This is a genomic window from Halomonas sp. M1, assembly GCF_029581375.1.
Lineage (GTDB): Bacteria > Pseudomonadota > Gammaproteobacteria > Pseudomonadales > Halomonadaceae > Vreelandella.
In genome coordinates, this window is record NZ_CP121119.1 from 3265233 (window position 1) to 3284609 (window position 19377).

Annotated in this window: 18 protein-coding genes and 3 tRNA genes; 17 read left to right on the plus strand and 4 right to left on the minus strand. The window is 54.2% G+C overall.

What is annotated here, in order from left to right:
* Positions 1 to 123: 123 nt before the first annotated feature.
* Positions 124 to 2703 (minus strand): DNA mismatch repair protein MutS, encoded by a 2580-nt coding sequence (mutS, locus tag P8S54_RS14985; RefSeq protein ID WP_281442373.1) that lies wholly within the window; start codon positions 2701 to 2703, stop codon positions 124 to 126.
* A 214-nt stretch (positions 2704 to 2917) separates the two neighbouring features.
* Between mutS and P8S54_RS14990 the strand changes: the two genes are divergently transcribed.
* The 9 genes from P8S54_RS14990 to P8S54_RS15030 all read left to right on the plus strand — a co-directional run bounded on the left by P8S54_RS14990 (position 2918) and on the right by P8S54_RS15030 (position 10200).
* The gene (locus tag P8S54_RS14990; RefSeq protein ID WP_281442374.1) at positions 2918 to 3451 is read left to right on the plus strand and encodes a CinA family protein; all 534 of its coding nucleotides are present in this window, start codon (positions 2918 to 2920) and stop codon (positions 3449 to 3451) included.
* Positions 3452 to 3540: 89 nt separating this feature from the next.
* Positions 3541 to 4605 carry a recombinase RecA gene (gene recA, locus P8S54_RS14995; RefSeq protein WP_281442375.1) on the plus strand — a complete coding sequence of 355 codons (1065 nt, stop codon included), beginning with the start codon at positions 3541 to 3543 and terminating at the stop codon, positions 4603 to 4605.
* 41 nt (positions 4606 to 4646) lie between these two features.
* A complete protein-coding gene (locus tag P8S54_RS15000; RefSeq protein ID WP_281442376.1) occupies positions 4647 to 5126 on the plus strand; it encodes a regulatory protein RecX in 480 nt (159 codons plus the stop codon).
* Positions 5127 to 5265: 139 nt separating this feature from the next.
* Positions 5266 to 7875, plus strand: a complete 2610-nt coding sequence (gene alaS / locus P8S54_RS15005; protein WP_281442377.1) for an alanine--tRNA ligase — start codon at positions 5266 to 5268, stop codon at positions 7873 to 7875.
* Positions 7876 to 7980: 105 nt separating this feature from the next.
* Complete coding sequence (locus tag P8S54_RS15010; RefSeq protein WP_281442378.1) at positions 7981 to 9231, plus strand: aspartate kinase; 1251 nt, start codon at positions 7981 to 7983, stop codon at positions 9229 to 9231.
* Between the two features lie 197 nt (positions 9232 to 9428).
* The gene (gene csrA / locus P8S54_RS15015; protein ID WP_009096716.1) at positions 9429 to 9617 is read left to right on the plus strand and encodes a carbon storage regulator CsrA; all 189 of its coding nucleotides are present in this window, start codon (positions 9429 to 9431) and stop codon (positions 9615 to 9617) included.
* 124 nt (positions 9618 to 9741) lie between these two features.
* Positions 9742 to 9834, plus strand: a tRNA-Ser gene (locus tag P8S54_RS15020).
* Positions 9835 to 9902: 68 nt separating this feature from the next.
* Positions 9903 to 9979 (plus strand) — tRNA-Arg (locus tag P8S54_RS15025).
* A gap of 144 nt (positions 9980 to 10123) precedes the next feature.
* Positions 10124 to 10200: transfer RNA gene (locus P8S54_RS15030), tRNA-Arg, on the plus strand.
* A gap of 200 nt (positions 10201 to 10400) precedes the next feature.
* Here the strand turns inward: P8S54_RS15030 and P8S54_RS15035 are convergent.
* Positions 10401 to 11405 (minus strand): tRNA-dihydrouridine synthase, encoded by a 1005-nt coding sequence (locus tag P8S54_RS15035; protein WP_281442379.1) that lies wholly within the window; start codon positions 11403 to 11405, stop codon positions 10401 to 10403.
* A 127-nt stretch (positions 11406 to 11532) separates the two neighbouring features.
* Here P8S54_RS15035 and P8S54_RS15040 point away from each other — a divergent pair, with 127 nt between their 5' ends.
* From P8S54_RS15040 to P8S54_RS15050, 3 genes are all read left to right on the plus strand, one after another.
* The gene (locus P8S54_RS15040; protein ID WP_281442380.1) at positions 11533 to 11790 is read left to right on the plus strand and encodes an OadG family transporter subunit; all 258 of its coding nucleotides are present in this window, start codon (positions 11533 to 11535) and stop codon (positions 11788 to 11790) included.
* A 93-nt stretch (positions 11791 to 11883) separates the two neighbouring features.
* The gene (gene oadA / locus P8S54_RS15045; protein WP_281442381.1) at positions 11884 to 13707 is read left to right on the plus strand and encodes a sodium-extruding oxaloacetate decarboxylase subunit alpha; all 1824 of its coding nucleotides are present in this window, start codon (positions 11884 to 11886) and stop codon (positions 13705 to 13707) included.
* 12 nt (positions 13708 to 13719) lie between these two features.
* Positions 13720 to 15042: a sodium ion-translocating decarboxylase subunit beta gene (locus tag P8S54_RS15050; protein WP_281442382.1), complete on the plus strand. Its 1323-nt coding sequence runs from the start codon at positions 13720 to 13722 to the stop codon at positions 15040 to 15042.
* 120 nt (positions 15043 to 15162) lie between these two features.
* On the opposite strand, the gene P8S54_RS15055 is transcribed toward P8S54_RS15050, so the two are convergent.
* Both P8S54_RS15055 and P8S54_RS15060 read right to left on the minus strand, forming a co-directional pair.
* Entirely contained in the window at positions 15163 to 15780 is a 618-nt protein-coding gene (locus P8S54_RS15055) for a YigZ family protein (RefSeq protein ID WP_281442383.1), read from the minus strand.
* A 36-nt stretch (positions 15781 to 15816) separates the two neighbouring features.
* Complete coding sequence (locus tag P8S54_RS15060) at positions 15817 to 16218, minus strand: S24 family peptidase (protein ID WP_281442384.1); 402 nt, start codon at positions 16216 to 16218, stop codon at positions 15817 to 15819.
* Between the two features lie 269 nt (positions 16219 to 16487).
* Between P8S54_RS15060 and ccmA the strand changes: the two genes are divergently transcribed.
* The 5 genes from ccmA to ccmE are packed head-to-tail and all read left to right on the plus strand — an operon-like array spanning position 16488 to position 19354.
* Positions 16488 to 17108 carry a cytochrome c biogenesis heme-transporting ATPase CcmA gene (gene ccmA, locus P8S54_RS15065; RefSeq protein ID WP_281442385.1) on the plus strand — a complete coding sequence of 207 codons (621 nt, stop codon included), beginning with the start codon at positions 16488 to 16490 and terminating at the stop codon, positions 17106 to 17108.
* A gap of 48 nt (positions 17109 to 17156) precedes the next feature.
* Positions 17157 to 17855, plus strand: coding sequence for a heme exporter protein CcmB (ccmB, locus tag P8S54_RS15070; protein ID WP_281444116.1), 699 nt, complete (start codon positions 17157 to 17159; stop codon positions 17853 to 17855).
* A 14-nt stretch (positions 17856 to 17869) separates the two neighbouring features.
* Positions 17870 to 18610 carry a heme ABC transporter permease gene (locus P8S54_RS15075; protein ID WP_009096699.1) on the plus strand — a complete coding sequence of 247 codons (741 nt, stop codon included), beginning with the start codon at positions 17870 to 17872 and terminating at the stop codon, positions 18608 to 18610.
* A complete protein-coding gene (ccmD, locus tag P8S54_RS15080) occupies positions 18610 to 18855 on the plus strand; it encodes a heme exporter protein CcmD (RefSeq protein WP_281442386.1) in 246 nt (81 codons plus the stop codon). Before P8S54_RS15075 ends, ccmD begins: the two co-directional genes overlap by 1 nt.
* Positions 18845 to 19354: a cytochrome c maturation protein CcmE gene (gene ccmE / locus P8S54_RS15085; RefSeq protein ID WP_009096695.1), complete on the plus strand. Its 510-nt coding sequence runs from the start codon at positions 18845 to 18847 to the stop codon at positions 19352 to 19354. Before ccmD ends, ccmE begins: the two co-directional genes overlap by 11 nt.
* Positions 19355 to 19377: the final 23 nt, after the last annotated feature.

Genomic DNA, 19377 nt, shown 5'->3' on the forward strand with positions numbered 1-19377 from the left:
CCGGTCATGGTCAATCGTGAATGGTTATAAATCAGCTGTTTTTTATAAGCTAAAAAGTATGGGCGACATTCTAGAGGTGCCCTTACCCGTGGGCAAGCGCCACATGACCTTCTATTAAGACGATCACAGTAGTTCGCGCCATTGATACAGCAGTGCCAACGCCTCCCGAGGCGATAAATCATCTACGTCCGCTTTTTTAAGCGCCTCTACAACGGGGTGAGGGGCGCTGGCAAACAAGTCGTTCTGCTGTGGCACGCCTTGTTCTGAACCTGCCGAGACAGCGCGGCGCTGCTGTTGGTCAACGTCACGTTGCTCCAAGGCGATCAGTTTTTCCCGTGCGCGGGAGATCACAGGGGTGGGCACGCCAGCGAGCTGCGCGACCTGTAAGCCGTAGCTTTGGCTTGCAGGGCCAGCCTCGATACGGTGCATAAACACGATGCTATCGCCGTGCTCGGTGGCGGTTAAATGAATGTTGGCCACGCCGTTTGTCTGTTCAGGCAGGGAGGTCATTTCAAAATAGTGGGTGGCAAACAGTGTTAATGCACGGGCAGTCGCTAAGTGCTCGGCGCTTGCCCACGCAAGAGAGAGGCCGTCAAACGTACTGGTCCCGCGGCCAATCTCGTCCATAAGCACTAAGCTGTGTTCCGTTGCGTTATGCAGGATGTTGGCGGTTTCGGTCATCTCTACCATAAAGGTGGAGCGCCCCCCCGCTAAGTCGTCCGATGAGCCAATGCGGGTAAAGATACGGTCGATAGGGCCAATTTCAGCGGCGTCAGCGGGCACAAAGCTGCCGCTGTGAGCCAGCAGGGCAATTAGCGCGGTTTGGCGCATATAGGTCGATTTACCACCCATGTTGGGGCCGGTGATGATCAGCATGTGCTGGTCGGGCGATAGCGTGACATCGTTAGGTACAAACGGCTTGTCGCTCACCTGCTCAACGACCGGGTGGCGGCCTGCGCTAATGCTTATGCCAGTGGCTTCAACTAAGTGAGGGCGTACCCAATTGAGCGCTTCGGCGCGCTCGGCAAAGGCGCATAGTACATCCAGCTCCGCCAGTGCCCGAGAGGTGCTTTGTAGCGCGTGGAGTAGCGCATTAAGCTCGCCCATTAGCCGCTCGTAGAGCCATTTTTCCCGGGTCAGCGCCCGTGATTTAGCCGAAAGCGCTTTGTCTTCAAACTCTTTAAGTTCTGGAATAATAAAGCGCTCGGCATTTTTCAGCGTTTGGCGGCGAATATAGTCGGCGGGTGCCTGCTGTGCCTGGGAGCGGGGCAGTTCAATAAAATAGCCGTGCACGCGGTTATAGCCCACTTTTAAGTTGGCAAGCCCCGTACGCTCGCGTTCGCGTAGCTCTAGTTGAACCAAATATTCGCCGGCATTTTCGGCCATGCCGCGATGTTCATCCAGCTCAGCGTCAAAGCCATTGGCAATAACGCCCCCGTCACGGATCACGACGGGCGGGTTTTCGACCAGCGCGCGCGTAAGTGTATTGGCCATTTCCGGGTAGGGACGAATATGCGGTTTAAGGCTATCTAAGGCGCTGCCGGTATCCACTTCGGCCAGTAACTGCTCAAGCTCAGGCAGCGTAACAAGCGCATCACGCAGGCGTGCTAAGTCACGTGGGCGGGCGCTATACAGAGCAACACGGCCAAGAATACGCTCTACATCGCCCACGTCGCTTAGGGTGTCGCGCAGTGACATGTAGGCAGCGTCAATGGACAGCAATGCCACGCCTGCTTGGCGACCCTCAACAATATCCCGCTGACGTAGCGGGCGATTCAGCCAGCGCTTTAGTAGCCGAGAGCCCATCGCGGTGGCACAGGTGTCTAAAACACTGGCTAGGGTGTTGTCGCTGTTACCGCCAAGATTAATGTCGATTTCTAGATTGCGCCGACTGGCGGCGTCAATGACTACTGCATCGTCGCGGTTTTCCACGCTAATCGCCGTGACGTGGGGCAGGCGTGAGCGCTGAGTGTCTCGAGCGTAATCGACCAGCACCCCGGCGGCAATGAGTGCAGTCGTTAAGTGCGCGCAGCCAAAGCCGCGTAAATCCTGTACTTCAAACTGGTCGCATAGGCTGCGGGTGGCGCTATCCAGGTCAAACAGCCACTCACCTTGGCGGCGCAGGCTGCGTTTTTGTGACCAGGCATCAGGCAGCGTCAGGCTTTCTGGTACTAGCAGTTCAGCGGGGGAGAGGCGAGTAAGCTCGGCGAGCATCTCAGCTTCACTCTCCACTTCCAGTACATTGAAGCGTCCGCTGGAAAGCTCAAGCCAGGCAAGGCCAAAACCCTCTTTTCCAGGGGCAACAGATACCAGTACGTTATCGCGGCGTGCGTCCAGCAGCGCTTCATCGTGGAGCGTGCCGGGGGTCACAATACGCACGACCTGGCGATCAACGGGCCCTTTGCTGGTGGCGGGATCGCCAATCTGTTCACAAATCGCCACTGATTCGCCGCCGGCGACCAGGCGTGCCAAATAGCCTTCCGCGCTGTGGTAAGGCACGCCCGCCATTGGGATCGGTTTGCCACCTGATTGGCCGCGTTGTGTAAGGGTAATATCCAGTAGCGCGGCGGCCCGCTTGGCGTCGTCGAAAAAGAGTTCGTAAAAATCCCCCATGCGGTAAAACAGCAGTACCTCGGGGTGTTCGCGTTTAATCTTAAGGTATTGCGCCATCATGGGCGTATGAGAGGGGCTGGCCTGTGACATGGGTGTCCTGGTTGAGCGTGGCGTAAGTCATCACGGCTTACGGCATGTTCGTTGGGCAAGTTCTGCGAGTAAATTCTATGAGCAACTGCTTAAAGTCAGCGCTACGAGTAAGTTCTTAGAGCTAGCTCTTAGCGTGAGTTCTTAGAGTGAGTTCTTTGGGCAAGATAAACGCTGTATTCTACGCTGAACTGAGGTCTTACATGAAGGAGTCACTATGGCACCCAGCGTTTCTAGCCTGAAAAATCTTGATTTATCGCTGCTTGCTCAGCGCATGGGGCGGTTGTGCCAGCAGCTTGGTGTGGAAGTGACCACCGCGGAGTCGTGTACTGGTGGCGGAATCGCTAGCGCCATCACGTCGGTAGCGGGCAGCTCGGCTTACTTTACCGTCGGCTATGTGACGTATTCGAACGCTGCGAAGAGCCGTCTATTGAAGGTGCCAGCAGCTACCCTGGAAAGCGTTGGGGCGGTAAGTGAGCAGGTAGTAAAAGCAATGGCAGCAGGCGCTTGTCGGGAAAGTGGCGCAGGTTTAGCCGTGGCGGTGAGCGGTGTGGCAGGCCCTGACGGCGGCAGCGAAGAAAAGCCGGTGGGTACTGTATGGCTGGCGTGGGGTGATGCTGAGCATCAGCAAGCCGAGTGTTTTCACTTTCCTGGTGACCGTCAGGCGGTGAGAGAGCAGGCGGTGCGCGAAGCGCTGGCGGGTTTGGTGGCGCGTCTCACCGAGCAGGCAAAAGGCAGCAAAAAGAAATAATCGTTAAATATAGCGGTGAGGATTTGTTTAGCCGCTAATCTTTGGCATACTACTGGCTAATTATACAGCTTGTTATGAGGAATCTCTGAATGGCTCAGGACGACAACCGCACAAAAGCACTCAACGCAGCGCTTAGCCAAATCGACCGTCAGTTTGGCAAAGGAACCGTCATGCGCTTAGGCGATGCGCCTCGCGTTGTGATGCCGTCGGTTTCAACCGGTTCGCTGGGGCTGGATATCGCACTCGGTATTGGCGGGCTGCCGTTCGGCCGGGTGTGTGAAATCTTTGGCCCAGAGTCATCAGGTAAAACCACACTGACACTTTCAGTGATTGCCCAAGCGCAGAAGCAGGGCAAGGTTTGTGCTTTTGTGGATGCCGAGCACGCCCTCGACCCAAGCTACGCTGAAAAACTGGGTGTAAATTTAGACGACCTGCTGGTTTCCCAGCCGGATACCGGCGAGCAGGCATTAGAAATTACGGACATGCTGGTGCGCTCAGGCGGTGTAGACGTCATTGTCATCGACTCTGTTGCCGCCTTAACGCCGCGTGCTGAAATTGAAGGTGAAATGGGTGACTCCCACGTTGGCCTGCAGGCGCGCTTGATGTCCCAGGCACTGCGTAAAATCACCGGTAACATCAAAAACGCGAACTGTTTAGTCATCTTTATTAACCAGATCCGCATGAAAATTGGCGTGATGTTTGGTAGCCCCGAAACCACCACCGGTGGCAACGCACTGAAGTTCTACGCTAGCGTGCGTTTGGATATCCGCCGCACCGGCTCGGTGAAGGTGGGCGATGAAGTTACGGGTAATGAAACCCGCGTTAAAGTGGTTAAAAACAAAGTGGCACCGCCGTTCCGCCAAGCTGAGTTCCAGATTCTTTATGGCAAAGGCATCTACCACGCCGGTGAAGTGATTGACCTGGGTGTGCAGTGCAACCTAGTGGATAAAGCGGGTGCTTGGTACAGCTATAAAGGTAAGAAAATCGGCCAAGGTAAAGCGAACTCAGCCCTGTATCTGGAAGAGCATCCGGAAATTATGCTGGAGATCGAAACCCAGATTCGTGAGCAGCTGTTAGCCAAGCCTGACCCTAAAAAGGAAGAAACGGCGCCTGTGGCAGACGTTGCCGCTGATAGCGACGACGACTTGCTATAAGTCCCTTGTGATGCGCGTTTTTAAAAGGGTGGGGGAGCGCTATGTTTGCTTCTGGCGGTGACGCCTCTCCACGCGACGTTGCCATTCAACTGCTAGCTCGGCGGGAGTACTCGCGCGCCGAGCTAGCGCGTAAGTTGTGCCAAAAAGCCTTTGAGCCAGAGGCGATACAGAGCTGTCTGGATGCACTGGTTGAGCAATCGCTGCAGTCAGATGCGCGGTTTGCGGAAAGCTTTATTCGCTCGCGCATTGCACGCGGGCAGGGCGTTATTCGCATCAAAGGTGAGTTGCGGCAGCGGGGTGTTGATCAAGAAACGTTAGCCGCTGCACTGGCGGCGGTAGAAGAGCGTGAAGCGGTAGATTGGTTTGAATTAGCCCGAGAAACCTTAGCAAGGCGATACACATCTCCCGGTGACACGCCTAAAGAGCGCGCCAAGCGCGAACGTTTTTTGGCTTCCCGTGGGTTCGATTTTGAGCAAATTCGCTACGCCCTCAGCTGTTTATCTGAGTCTTTTTCCCTCTAAATACCCCCTCAGTTTGGAACTCTGCCACTAACTGCGGCTTTAGTCGTTTGACAACTGCGTTATAATGCTCCTTTTGCGACCCCAGCGGGTAGCGGCGACAGCGCCCTGGGGCATCACGCTTTCTTGTCACGGATACCCTATGAAAAGCGCAGAAATCAGGCAGGCTTTTTTATCGTTCTTTGAAGAGCAGGGGCATACGATTGTTCCCACCAGCTCCCTAGTGCCGGGCAACGACCCAACGCTGCTATTCACCAATGCAGGCATGGTGCCGTTTAAAGATGTGTTCCTGGGTCGTGACCCGCGCCCTTATGTGCGGGCCACGTCTTCCCAGCGTTGTGTTCGCGCAGGTGGTAAGCATAACGATTTAGATAACGTCGGCTACACCGCACGCCACCATACCTTCTTTGAAATGCTGGGTAACTTTAGCTTTGGCGATTACTTTAAGCGCGACGCCATTCGCTTTGCTTGGGTTTTTCTAACGGAAACCCTGGGGCTGCCGAAAGAGAAACTTTGGGTAACCGTTCACATTAGTGACGATGAAGCTGAGCGTATCTGGAAAGATGAAATCGGCATTGACCCGGAGCGCTTCTCTAAGCTGGATGAAGACAACTTCTGGCAGATGGGCGATACCGGCCCCTGTGGCCCAAGTTCGGAAATTTTCTTTGATCACGGCCCTGACGTGTGGGGCGGCCCGCCGGGAAGTCCAGAAGAAGACGGCGACCGCTATATCGAGATATGGAACTTGGTGTTCATGCAGTTCGATCGCGATGCCTCAGGCACACTAAACCCGCTGCCCAAGCCGTCTATTGATACCGGTATGGGCTTGGAGCGTGTTGCCGCGGTGATGCAGGGTGTGCACTCCAACTATGAAATCGATCTGTTCCAGAATTTGTTAAAAGCAGCGGCTGATGCCACCGGCCACCGTGACACTGCGACGCCTTCGCTGCGGGTTATTGCCGACCATATTCGCTCCTGTGCCTTTTTGATTGCCGATGGCGTGCTGCCGTCCAATGAAGGGCGCGGCTATGTGCTACGGCGTATTATTCGTCGGGCGATCCGTCATGGGCACAAGTTAGGCGCCTCTGAACCGTTCTTCCACAAGCTCGTGAGCGCGCTAGATGCTGAAATGGGCGAGGCGTACCCTGAGCTACATGAAGCCAGTGGGCAGATCGCCCGTGTCCTGCTCAAAGAAGAGGAGCAGTTTGCCCGTACGCTGGATCACGGTATGGGGCTGTTGAATACGGCACTTGAGGAACTTCAAGGCGATGTGCTGCCCGGTGAAACCGTGTTCAAACTCTACGACACCTACGGCTTTCCCTTTGATTTAACCGCCGATGTTTGCCGGGAACGGGAAGTATCGCTGGATGAAGCCGGTTTCCAGCGTGAGCTTGAGGCTCAGCGTGAGCGCGCCCGTGCTGCCAGCCAGTTTGGCGCAGACTATAGCGCCTCTATTGAGCTTGAAGGTGAAACTCGCTTTACCGGTTATGAACAGCTAGAAGACCAGGCAACGGTCACCGCTATCGTTGATACGGAAGGCAGCGCGCTTGCTGCCTTGGAGGCGGGCCAAAAAGGTACTGTCGTACTTGATCGCACGCCATTTTATGGCGAGTCAGGTGGTCAGGTGGGCGACACCGGCTACCTGTATGTAGACGGTGGGCGTTTCCAGGTAACGGATACCCAGAAGCAGAGCGGTCACCATCTGCACCAAGGGATCATGGTGGAGGGCGCGCTTAATGTAGGTGCACACGTGCGTGGTGAAGTGGATGCCAGCCTGCGCAGCGCCACTATTCGTAACCACTCGGCAACCCACCTGCTGCATAAAGCGCTACGGTTGGTGCTGGGCGATCACGTTCAGCAGAAAGGCTCGCTGGTCAATGCCGAACGGTTACGCTTTGACTTTAGCCATTTTGAGCCAATGACGGCGGATCAATTGGCTGAAGTAGAGCGCTTGGTCAATGAGCAAATACTGGCGAACGCGCCGACCAAAATTGAGCAAATGAGTTTGGCTGATGCCAAGGAGAAAGGCGCAGCCGCGCTGTTTGAAGCAAAATATGCTGACAATGTGCGCGTGCTGACCATTGGCGCCGATGACTTCTCTATCGAACTGTGTGGTGGTACCCATGTGGCTCGCAGTGGTGATATTGGCTGCTGTCATGTGATTAGCGAAGTGGGTATCGCGTCAGGTGTACGTCGTATAGAAGCAATTACCGGCGAACATGCACTGGCGTACTTCCGCGAGCAAGAAGCCCGTGTGCAGCGTCTTGGCGAGCGTCTGAAAACCAAGCCTGAGCAAGTAGAGGCCAGGGTTGAGTCGCTAGTTGATCGTAACCGCGCGCTTGAGAAAGAGCTTGAGCAGTTGAAAGCCAAGCTGGCTAGCGCTGCAGGCAGCGACATGCTTAGCCAGGTGCAAGAAGTTAACGGCGTTAAGCTGCTGGTGACTCAGCTTGAAGGCGTATCGGGCAAAGACCTGCGTGGCGTGCTGGATCAGTTGAAAAACAAGCTTGGTTCAGGGGTTGTCATGCTCGGCACAGCAGACGCCGCAGCGGGGAAAGTTAGCTTGATTGCTGGCGTAACCCAGGATTTGACCAGCCGCGTCAAAGCGGGTGAGCTGGTTAACCACGTTGCTTCCCAGGTGGGCGGCAAAGGTGGTGGCCGCCCGGATATGGCGCAAGCAGGTGGTAGCCAGCCTGATGCCTTGCCAGGAGCGTTGAACAGCGTTCCGGCTTGGTTGGAAAACACGCTTCGCTAATAACGAAGGCCGGTGGCATTATCTGCTACCGGCCTTTTTGTTAGTGAAGAAAATTAGCAATAACAACATTCACCCTCCATTCCCGAACCCATAGGAAAACGGCATATGGCATTATACGTACAGAAGTTCGGCGGCACCTCGGTGGGCTCTGTCGACCGTATCAAGGCCGTGGCGGAAAAGGTCAAAGGCTTTCGTGATCAAGGCCACCAAGTCGTGGTCGTCGTCTCTGCGATGAGCGGCGAGACCAATCGCCTGACCGATATGGCGCAGGCCCTCAATGAGGAGCCGGCACCGCGCGAAATGGATATGCTGCTGTCGACCGGTGAGCAGGTCACCATTTCGTTGCTGGCCATGGCGCTCCAGCAAATTGGCGTTTCCGCCACTTCTCACACGGGTGCCCAGGTAGGTATTCACACCGATAGCGCCTACACCAAAGCGCGCATTCAGCGTATTGAAACCGATGATCTGAAAGCTGACCTGGATTCAGGCAAAGTGGTGGTAGTGGCTGGCTTCCAGGGCGTTGATGAGAACGGCAATATCACGACGCTGGGACGTGGTGGTTCCGATACCACGGGTGTTGCACTGGCCGCAGCGCTGGGCGCCGATGAGTGCCAAATCTACACCGATGTCGACGGTGTTTACACCACCGACCCCCGCGTATGTTCCAAGGCGCAACGCCTTGAGAGCATAACAGTGGAAGAAATGCTTGAACTGGCGAGCTTAGGCTCCAAAGTGCTGCAAATCCGTGCTGTGGAGTTTGCAGGTAAGTACAACGTACCGCTGCGGGTGCTGTCGAGCTTTGAAGACGGCCCTGGCACCCTGATTGTTGCAGACGCAGACCAAGACGAGGACTCTATGGAAGAACCGCTGATCTCCGGTATCGCTTTTACCAAAAACGAAGCCAAACTCACCCTGTTGAACACGCCTGATGTGCCCGGCGTGGCGTCACGTATTCTTGGCCCAATTGCCGACGCCAATATCGAAGTAGATATGATCGTCCAGAACGTGGCGCCAGCAGGCGATTACACTGACTTCACCTTTACGGTTGCCAAGGGTGACTATAAAGCCACTAAGAAGATTCTGGAAGAAACCGTTATTCCTGATTTAGGCGGTGGCGAGCTGCGCGGTGATGATAATATCGCCAAGGTGTCGCTAGTAGGCGTTGGTATGCGCTCGCATGCAGGCGTTGCTTCTAAAATGTTCCGCGTATTGGCCGATGAAAACGTCAATATTCGTATGGTATCTACCTCTGAAATTAAAATTTCCGTGGTGATTGACGAAAAACATATGGAGCTTGCGGTTAATGCATTACACAAAGCTTTCGGCTTAGATAAGACAGATATAGAATCTGAATAACAATAATGCCTTAAACCTTCTACGCTGAAGGGGTGACTCGCTGCCGAGTGGTGGTGAGCTTTCTTTCAACGGGAGGTTAAGGTGTCATGGAGCCAGAGAGTCATTGGTGACGAGCGACGCCATGCAGCATAATAGGGTGGCGTCGCTTCTGGCGGACACATCCCGTTGTATTAAAACGTCTGAGAAGGAGATCAGCCATGCTCATCCTAACCCGCCGTGTTGGCGAAACACTGATGATCGGTGATGAAGTTACTGTCACTGTACTCGGTGTGAAAGGCAACCAAGTGCGCATCGGTGTGAATGCACCCAAAGATGTAGCGGTTCACCGCGAAGAGATCTATCAGCGCATTCAGCGTGAACGTAATAGTGAAAGCGAAGCTGAGTAAATGGCCGTGATTGTCACGCCCCCAGTAGGGCGTTTAAGCGGTAACATCCGGTCGGTGCGAAAAAAATCTGTAGAGGACTAGACAGCAGTCGTCATAATCGGTAATATTCGCGCCGTGCCGTTGAGGAGAGGTGGCCGAGTGGCTGAAGGCGCTCCCCTGCTAAGGGAGTATAGGGTTTATAGCCCTATCGAGGGTTCGAATCCCTCTCTCTCCGCCAACTGCATATCAAGTAGCAGTATCGCTTGAAAACGTAATATCGTATTACCTTCATGTGTAAGAAGATTAGCGCCCGTAGCTCAGCTGGATAGAGTACCTGACTACGAATCAGGGGGTCGGAGGTTCGAATCCTCCCGGGCGCGCCATCTTGCATGCGGGCGTTGTCAAAGCTAAGTTCTTTGAAATAAAAGTTTTAAAAGAACAGGCCGTTGAAAACAAACGTTGTTGAAAGCGTAAGTATCTGATGTTACAATAAATTCATTGTTTAATACGTTAAGCATGAATGTTAAGCGCCCGTAGCTCAGCTGGATAGAGTACCTGACTACGAATCAGGGGGTCGGAGGTTCGAATCCTCCCGGGCGCGCCAGAATTTAAAAACCCGCTCTCACAGAGAGCGGGTTTTCTGTTTTCTAGCCTGGTCAGCGTGGCTCGCACGCTGATCTTGCGATCGTGTCAAGCGCCCCCGCATTTGCGGTAGGGCGCTTTTTTTTGCTCAATTCGTTTAGTTAGGTCTGGTGAGATTAAGCACTGCGCAGTAAGGTTGTATGAGCGACGGCTAAGCACTGTCTAAGTCGCTTCACAGGCAGGAAGAGGGGTGTCGCTAGGTACCAAGTTGGTTAATAGCGTATCGAGGTCTGTGAGGCGCTTTAAGCGCTGAAAGTGCTGGTCGGCTTCTGCATTGCCTTGGCGCATTTGAGCCAGCCACTGTTTCACAAGCGACACCACCACGCGATCAGGTAGTTGCTGCCGTTGTATGGCGGCGTATTGCTTAAGTACGCTGACACGCATTTCCCAGGTGGTTTCAGGAAGTCGCTCGCCGGTTCGCTGCCAGTGGCGAATGCGCGGTGCAAGCCAGGGGTCTGCTAACGCGCTACGCCCCAGCATGACATCGCGACAGCCAGAGAGCGTGCGCGCTTTCCAGTAGTCTTCAAGCGTCCATATATCGCCATTGGCCACTACGGGAATAGACACCTGATGGCGAATTTTGCTGATCCACTCCCAGTGCGCAGGTGGGCGGTAGCCCTCATCCCGTGTTCGGCCGTGCACGACTAGTCGGGCTGCTCCGCCGGCTTGGGTGGCTTGGGCGCAGGCGATGGCTAGGCGTCGATCAGAGAAGCCAAGGCGAATCTTGGCCGTCACCGGTATTTGGCCCTCCAGAGCCTCGGCAACTGCCTTTACCGCTTGGTAGACACGTTCTGGGCGGCGAAGTAGTGATGCACCGCCATCGTGGCGGTTAACCAATTTTGCTGGGCAGCCAAAGTTTAGGTCGATGCTCAGCGCGCCAAGGGCAAGCGCTTGGCGCGCATTTTCCGCCAGAGCGGTGGGGTCGGAGCCGAGTAACTGAAGATGCACCGGTACGCCACTTGGGGTGGCGACGGGGCGTTGGGTAAGTTCAGGGCAGTGCCTGTAAAACACACGTGGCGGTAGGCGTGCATCAACCACCCGTACAAACTCGGTTACCGACCAGTCAAAACCTGCTTGCCGGGTGAGTAAGTCGCGGGTGAGAGCGTCGATAACGCCCTCCATGGGCGCAAGGCCTATTTCGCCGCTTTGTAGTAAATTAACAACCATGACTTCCACTATGGCGCCATTGCAATCTATTCTGGATGTGGCAGGTTAGTGCATAGACCTCACTGCGCCAAGTGCCTTTAGAGGCTTTTGAGGTACCGATAAGCATTTGAAATAAGGAGAATGCGGTATGCAAGATACAGAGCTACTCCACGAGGGGCTGACCCTAATGGGGCTTGGTATGGGCTTTGTTTTTGTTTTTCTTACTGTTTTGGTAATTAGCGTTACGCTAATGTCAAAGCTGATTGGCCGCTTTCAGCCGACTCCGGCGGCGGTGCCTAGCAGTGGAAACGGTAAAAAAGCGACGGCTGCAAAAAGTCAAAACGATGAGGTGCTAGCAGTGATTAGTGCTGCAGTGCATCGTTATCGTTCTTCACGCCGCCAATAGGCAGCCCTTTTTGTAGCTGGCTTGCCACGCTACCGGCATTTTTTTTGTTAAATTTACTACAAATTCATAACGTACCAACTGTGAGCCACGACCATGAATGAAATAAAACGTCCTCTGGGAATCACTGATGTTGTCCTTCGCGATGCCCACCAATCGCTGTTTGCTACCCGGCTGCGGCTTGATGACATGCTACCGATTGCCGAAAAACTCGATAAGGTTGGTTATTGGTCGCTTGAAACCTGGGGTGGCGCTACCTTTGATGCGTGTATTCGTTATCTGGGCGAGGATCCTTGGGAACGTATCCGTGCGTTGAAAGAAGCGATGCCTAACACGCCCCAGGCGATGCTGCTACGCGGCCAAAACCTGCTGGGTTATCGCCACTACGCTGACGATGTAGTGGATAAATTTGTCGAGCGCGCAAAAACCAACGGCGTGGATGTGTTTCGTGTGTTTGATGCGATGAACGATCCGCGCAACCTAGAGCGTGCGATTAAGGCAGTACGCCAGGTAGGGGGGCATGCGCAGGGCACTATTTCCTACACGGTCAGCCCGGTACATACCCTGGATAGCTGGGTAGATCTAGCCAAAACCATTGCCGCAATGGGAGCAGATTCACTGGCTATCAAGGATATGGCGGGGCTGCTAACGCCGTATATCGCGTATGACTTGGTGACGCGGCTGAAAAAAGAGCTGTCTATCCCGGTTCATTTGCACTGCCATGCCACTACCGGCCTCTCCACCTCGACGATTCTCAAAGCTGTGGAAGCTGGGGTCGACAATGTCGATACCGCTATCTCTTCAATGTCGATGACCTATGGACACAGCCCCACCGAGTCTGTGGTCGCGATGCTCAAGGATACCGACCGTGATACCGGCCTGGATCTGGAGCTTTTAGAAGACATCGCTAGCTACTTCCGTGAGGTGCGTAAAAAGTACGCCGCCTTCGAAGGGTCGCTCAAAGGCATCGACTCACGCATCCTGATTGCTCAGGTGCCGGGCGGCATGCTTACCAACATGGAAGGCCAGTTAAAAGAGCAGGGCGCTGGCGATAAGCTAGATGACGTGCTTAATGAAATCCCACGCGTGCGTGAAGACTTAGGCTTTATTCCCCTGGTGACACCAACCTCGCAAATTGTGGGTACCCAGGCTGTGATGAACGTCATGATGGGCGAGCGCTATAAGTCGATCTCTAAAGAAGTTCAGGCACTGCTTAAAGGTGAATACGGCTACGCCCCGGCGCCGTTCAATGCTGAGCTACAAAAGCGGGTGTTGGAAGGCGGCGAGCCGATCACCTGCCGCCCGGCGGACAACCTATCGCCTGAAATGGACAGGCTAGCGACTGAACTTAAAGAGAAGGCCGGTGCAGATAAAATCCGCCTAGCTGACGGCGAGCGGGAAATAGACGATGTGCTCACGTACGCCTTGTTTCCGCAGATTGGCCTGAAGTTTCTGAAAAACCGCGACAACCCAGACGCCTTTGAACCCGTTCCCCAGGCGCCTGATGCGAGCGCTGCCAAGGTTCCTGCTAAGGTCGAGAAGAGCGCCAGCGTTCCTGTGGCGGCGAGTGGCCCAGAAACTTACACCGTTAAGCTCAACGGTAAAGCGTTTGTGGTGGAAGTCTCCGAAGGGGGCGACATCAGCGAAGTGAAAGAGCAGACGGCGGGTGCCGCAAAAGAGCCGGCGGCCAGCGATGAAGTTGAAAGCAGCGGCGAAAGCATTGATGCACCGCTAGCGGGCAATATCTTCAAAGTGAATGTGCGCCCCGGCGACCAAGTAGCGGAAGGTGATGTCGTGATTATTCTGGAAGCCATGAAAATGGAAACCGAAGTGCGTGCTAGCAGCGCCGGCACCGTATCGAAAGTTAATGTCAGCGAGGGCGACAGCGTTGCCGTTGGCGACTCGTTGATCGAGCTTTAAGGGCATTCGGCAATGGATAATTTAATCACCTTATGGGAGGGCTCGGGGCTTTATAACCTTGAGCTGGGTCAGGCGGTTATGATCCTGGTGGGGCTTGGGCTGCTCTACTTGGCTATTTATAAGAAGTTTGAGCCGCTGTTGCTGGTGCCTATTGGCTTTGGCGGCATTCTTGCCAACATTCCAGAGGCAGGGTTGGCTATTTCGGCCCTTGATCAAGCAATGGAGGTCGCGCAACCAGCTGTCTTGCATCAGATAGCATCGGCGCTGGGCGCAACGCTTGATCCGTTGGGCGGCGTAGAAGCATGGCGGGAGACATTAAAGACGATTGCTGACGACGCTGCCGCACCGGATCAGCTGCGTGCTGCAAGAGATGTTGCCATGAACGTTGGTTATGGCGACGGCATGCTTTACACCTTCTATAACATCGCTATTGCCTCTGGAATCGCGCCGCTGATCATCTTTATGGGTGTTGGGGCGATGACCGATTTTGGCCCGCTGCTGGCCAATCCGCGTACGCTATTTTTGGGCGCTGCTGCGCAGTTCGGTATTTTTGCCACAGTCTTTGGTGCCGTCGGTATGTCGGCCATGGGCTGGATGGATTTCTCCATCGAGCAAGCGGCGGCTATTGGTATCATCGGTGGAGCTGACGGCCCAACGTCTATTTATGTATCGAGCGTATTAGCGCCAGAGTTGTTGGGTGCTATTGCCGTGGCTGCCTATGCCTATATGGCGTTAGTGCCGATGATCCAACCGCCGATTATGCGGCTGCTGACGACGAAGAAAGAGCGTGAGATTGCGATGACTCAGCTGCGCCCGGTGTCCAAGCTTGAGAAGATTATCTTCCCGCTGGCCCTGCTGATGCTGGTAGCGCTCTTTTTGCCGGACGCTGCACCGCTGTTGGGGATGTTCTGCTTCGGTAATTTAATGCGCGAGTGCGGTGTGGTAGAGCGCCTGACGGATACGGCTCAAAACGCTCTAATTAACATTGTCACTATTGTGCTGGGCTTGGCAGTAGGGTCGCGCTTGATGGCCGATTCTTTCCTGGCAGTAGAAACGCTTGGCATTATGGCGCTGGGCATTGTGGCCTTCGCTATTGGTACCGCGGCTGGGGTTCTCATGGCGAAATTGATGAACGTGATGAGTAAGATGCCGATCAACCCGTTGATTGGTGCTGCGGGCGTGTCAGCGGTACCGATGGCTGCTCGGGTTGCCAATAAAGTTGGCTTGGAGTCGAACCCGCATAACTTCCTGCTGATGCATGCGATGGGGCCCAATGTGGCTGGTGTGATTGGCTCAGCGGTGGCCGCCGGGGTGATGATCAAGTACCTGAGTTAAACGCAGTCAAAATGTAAAAATACGCATAGCCCGTTAACGCGGCTTATCGAGCAAGTGCTCGCTTAAGTCGCGTTTTTTTGTTTTGTGAGTTTTATTAACGCTATCTATTTAACGCGTAGGCTAGGCCTTCTGGATATTGAGCGTCATTTTGAGGCGGTTCTCGAGCGCTGCTAGATCCAGCACTACGTCCCGCGGCCAGCCAATGGTCAAGCGCACCCCGTTACCATCGTAATCGACATATTGAATCGGGATGTGCTGCTCATCGCACCATGCCCGCGTCACTGCTTCGTGGGCAAAGCCAACGTTTAGCTGATAGTTATCCCGTTCAACAACTTCTCGCAGTGGTAGCGTTTCAAGCCCTGAATTGACTGCTTGGGCATAAGCGCGGGCAAGCCCACCGGTGCCGAGTTTTGTGCCGCCAAAATAGCGAATCACCACACAGCCGATTTCACCCAGCTCACTGCCTAATAACGCTTGATACATAGGTCTTCCGGCGGTGCCGCCAGGTTCGCCGTCATCTGAAAAGCCAATATGTGTTTGCTCTCCTGGTGGTCCTGCAATAAAAGCGCTGCAGTGGTGGCTTGCGTTAGGGTGAGCGGCTTTGGCTGCATGCAGCAGCGCATCAAAAGCTTCTTTGTTCGGGGCATGGCACACCCAGGTGAGAAATTGGCTTTTCTCTACCTCTATAACGGCTGTGTGCCACTGGTAGGGGGGTAAGTCAGGGATGCGATATCGCACTCATTACTCCTGGGAGTCGTGAGGCTTGAATTAGCCTTAATGATGCCGTGATGGTGAGTCGTGATGCTCAATGCCCATCACCATGCCTAAAACTTGAATATCACAATTATGCAGGAATACTGCAGGTGTTGCTGCGTCTTCAGGCAATAAATGCACGCCCAGGCGACTGATCGAGAGCTGTTTTAACGCGACTTCACGCTGGTTAATAGTCACAACCGCTGTTTCCTGCTGGGTATCATGCTGATAGCGGCGAATAATAATAACATCGCCATCGAATAAGTTGCTGTCACGCATGCGGTCGCCGCGTACTTTGAGTGCGTAGGTGTTGCGTCGTGTAATGTGTGCAGCGTTACGCCGCCGCGCGGTGGTAGTGGTAAGCGTTGCTGGCTGAAGGGGGGCGCCCTGGATAGGCCGTGGTGCTGGCATCGACATCGTCATTGTAGTTTCTCCAATGCAGCGCCCGTTCCTTAGGCGTTTGGTTGTATTGAGTGCTGTGTTTTTATGGGGTGTTTTTTCATACAGTATATGCAGTATAAACCTGTTTTTGCATACAGTTCCAGTGGTGCGTTTTCACTTATTACGGGCGCTTGTTTTTTGTCCTCCTATTGATATGCATCATGCTGCGACCCCAGGCCGCAGAGTGCGACTGGCGAGAAAGTGCCTTTCCGTGTAGAGTTCGACCGAATTCAATATGGCTGGAGAGACCTTTGAGCCTGTGCCTACAAGCCCGACAATTGGCCTGTGAACGCGATGACCGTTGGCTATTTGAAGGGCTCGATCTTGATATCCAACGGGGTGAGATCGTGCGCATTGAAGGCCCTAATGGCAGCGGTAAAACAACGCTGTTGAAAATTCTCTCGGGCCAACTGAGCGATTATCATGGCGAGCTTTACTGGAATGGCGCATTAATGCGTGAAACCCGTGAACATTTTCTCGCCAATTTGCTCTATTTAGGACACGCCCCGGGGGTTAAGTCGGGTCTGACTCCCTTAGAAAACCTTACTTGGTATCAGGCGCTTAGCGGTGAGCAAGGCTCTGAAGAGCAGCGTGAAGAGGCCTTGGCTAAGGTGGGGCTGAGAGGCTTTGAAGACGTGCCGGCAGGGCAGCTTTCTGCGGGCCAGCAGCGGCGGATTGCGCTGGCAAGGTTAACGCTTACCCCTAGAGCTCTTTGGGTGCTGGATGAGCCATTTACGGCGATTGATCGTGACGGTGTGGCAGCGCTTGAGACGCAGTTAGTTGCGCACGCCAAAGCAGGAGGGTGTGTACTGGTTACCACGCATCACGAGTTAACCGCTTCACCCGTACTTCGAAGAGTACAGTTGGGGTAAAAGGAGATAGCGTTGCCCAGTACAAATGCCACCGTCAGTGCCCCGGTAATGCCTATGCACGACCCCAAAGGGGGGCTAATTGTTGCGCTCAATGCCACACTCAGGCGTGATCTAACGCTGATGCTTAGGCGGCGAGGGGAGGTGCTGAACCCACTAGTGTTTTTTGCCTTGGTGATTACCCTTTTTCCCATTGGTATTTCACCAGACCCTCAGCTGTTAGCGGTTATCGCGCCTGGGCTATTGTGGGTAGCCGCACTGTTAGCAGCGCTGCTCTCTTTAGATAGCCTATTTCGCAGTGATTACGAGGATGGCAGCCTGGAGCAACTTCTTCTAGCGCCGCAACCTCTGGCAGCGTTAGGGCTAGCAAAAGTAGCTGTACACTGGCTACTTACTGGCCTGCCACTTGCACTAATGGCGCCAGTGTTGGGCATTATGTTGGCACTCCCAGCTGGTAGCTATTTGGTTTTAGCACTTTCACTGGCGCTTGGTACGGCTAGCTTGAGTTTAATTGGTGCGATTGGCGCTGCACTAACGGTAGGTTTGGCACGGGGAGGGGTACTGCTTTCACTGCTGGTACTGCCGCTTTATATTCCAATACTTATTTTTGGTGCAGGCGCCGTACAGGCTGCGATTATGGGCGATGGGGTAACGGCGCACTTGGCCATCTTAGGGGCGTTACTTGCGATGGCTTTAATGCTTTCACCTTGGGCGATTGCTGCATCGTTACGTATCAGTATCAACGGCTAAAGGACGGAAATTCCATGTGGGCCTTTATTAATAAACTGAGATCACCCAAGTGGTTTTACGCAATTAGCGCTAAGCTGCAGCCTTGGTTTTGGGCGCTTGCAGCGCTGCTGTTGATAACCGGCACGGTATGGGGACTTGCTTTTGCTCCTGCGGACTATCAACAGGGCAATAGTTTCCGGATTATTTATGTCCATGTGCCAGCTGCGTTTTTGGCCCAGTCAATTTTTGTTTCCATGGCCATCACTGGGTTAGTGTTTATGGTGTGGAAGATCAAAATCGCCGATATGGCTGCAACCGTTATGGCCCCCCTGGGTGCTGCAATGACGTTTATAGCGCTGTTTTCAGGCGCGGTATGGGGAGTGCCCACCTGGGGCACGTGGTGGATGTGGGATGCCCGCCTTACCTCTATGCTAATTTTGTTGTTTCTGTACTTAGGCGTCATTGCCTTGCGGGGGGCGTTTAGTAGCCGAGACAGCGGCTCACGCGCCGCATCAGTACTGGCGATGGTAGGTGTCATCAATATTCCAATTATTAAATATTCGGTTGATTGGTGGTACACGCTACACCAGCCCGCCACCTTTACCATTACCGGCCGAGCGGCGATGCCTCTGGAAATGTGGGCACCGCTGTTGATTATGGTGCTTGGGTTTTACAGCTTTTTTATTGGCTTAACGCTGATGCGTACGCGCAGCGAAATCTTACGCCGTGAGGCCAGTAAGCGCTGGGTGCGTGACCTTATAGAGGAGTCGCGTTAATGGCTTTCTCATCGATTAATGAATTTCTCGCAATGGGCGGTCATGGGCCTTATGTATGGGCCGCCTGGGGCGTTACTGCGCTGTTGTTTTTAGTCATTTTGTGGCATGCGCGGCTGGAGCGTCGCCAGCTGCTTAGCGGCTTAAAGCGTCGTGCTCGCCGTGAAAGTCAGGCTAACAACTACCCGCATAAATCAGCGCAGGCACCGGTTAAACCTGTTCAAGGGGACGTTCATCATGACGCCTAAACGTAAGCAAAAGCTGTTTGTTATTTTAGGGTTAGTCTCGTTAACGGCGATTGCCGTTGGGCTGACCCTTTACGCGCTGCGTGCCAACATCAATTTGTTTTTCAGCCCGGTACAAATTGCACAAGGCAATGCACCTATCGAGCGCCAAATCCGTGCTGGTGGCATGGTGAAAGAGGGCTCGGTTTCCCGCGATCGAGAAAGCTTGAATGTTGAGTTTACGGTGACTGACTACGTAGATGATCTCGACGTTTATTACAGTGGGATTTTGCCGGATCTGTTCCGCGAGGGGCAGGGGGTTGTCGTCGTGGGGGAGCTTCAAGCCGACGGGCGTTTCCGGGCTGACCAAGTGCTGGCGCGCCACGATGAAAACTATATGCCGCCAGAAGTTGCCCAAGCGCTGAAAGAAGCAGGCTACTCACCGGCCGACTTCCAAGCGAAGGCGGCTAAAGTCGGCGAGCGGTTGGAGCAAGAAGGCGTTCCACACGCTAGCGAATACTAACGCTCACGCTGCCCTGCTGCGCA

Excerpts from the sequence above, each read along its gene's own strand:
- mutS (WP_281442373.1), bottom strand. The coding sequence starts at position 2,703 with ATGTCACAGGCCAGCCCCTCTCATACGCCCATGATGGCGCAATACCTT.
- P8S54_RS14990 (WP_281442374.1), top strand. The coding sequence starts at position 2,918 with ATGGCACCCAGCGTTTCTAGCCTGAAAAATCTTGATTTATCGCTGCTT.
- recA (WP_281442375.1), top strand. The coding sequence starts at position 3,541 with ATGGCTCAGGACGACAACCGCACAAAAGCACTCAACGCAGCGCTTAGC.
- P8S54_RS15000 (WP_281442376.1), top strand. The coding sequence starts at position 4,647 with ATGTTTGCTTCTGGCGGTGACGCCTCTCCACGCGACGTTGCCATTCAA.
- alaS (WP_281442377.1), top strand. The coding sequence starts at position 5,266 with ATGAAAAGCGCAGAAATCAGGCAGGCTTTTTTATCGTTCTTTGAAGAG.
- P8S54_RS15010 (WP_281442378.1), top strand. The coding sequence starts at position 7,981 with ATGGCATTATACGTACAGAAGTTCGGCGGCACCTCGGTGGGCTCTGTC.
- csrA (WP_009096716.1), top strand. The coding sequence starts at position 9,429 with ATGCTCATCCTAACCCGCCGTGTTGGCGAAACACTGATGATCGGTGAT.
- P8S54_RS15035 (WP_281442379.1), bottom strand. The coding sequence starts at position 11,405 with ATGGTTGTTAATTTACTACAAAGCGGCGAAATAGGCCTTGCGCCCATG.
- P8S54_RS15040 (WP_281442380.1), top strand. The coding sequence starts at position 11,533 with ATGCAAGATACAGAGCTACTCCACGAGGGGCTGACCCTAATGGGGCTT.
- oadA (WP_281442381.1), top strand. The coding sequence starts at position 11,884 with ATGAATGAAATAAAACGTCCTCTGGGAATCACTGATGTTGTCCTTCGC.
- P8S54_RS15050 (WP_281442382.1), top strand. The coding sequence starts at position 13,720 with ATGGATAATTTAATCACCTTATGGGAGGGCTCGGGGCTTTATAACCTT.
- P8S54_RS15060 (WP_281442384.1), bottom strand. The coding sequence starts at position 16,218 with ATGACGATGTCGATGCCAGCACCACGGCCTATCCAGGGCGCCCCCCTT.
- ccmB (WP_281444116.1), top strand. The coding sequence starts at position 17,157 with ATGCCTATGCACGACCCCAAAGGGGGGCTAATTGTTGCGCTCAATGCC.
- P8S54_RS15075 (WP_009096699.1), top strand. The coding sequence starts at position 17,870 with ATGTGGGCCTTTATTAATAAACTGAGATCACCCAAGTGGTTTTACGCA.
- ccmD (WP_281442386.1), top strand. The coding sequence starts at position 18,610 with ATGGCTTTCTCATCGATTAATGAATTTCTCGCAATGGGCGGTCATGGG.
- ccmE (WP_009096695.1), top strand. The coding sequence starts at position 18,845 with ATGACGCCTAAACGTAAGCAAAAGCTGTTTGTTATTTTAGGGTTAGTC.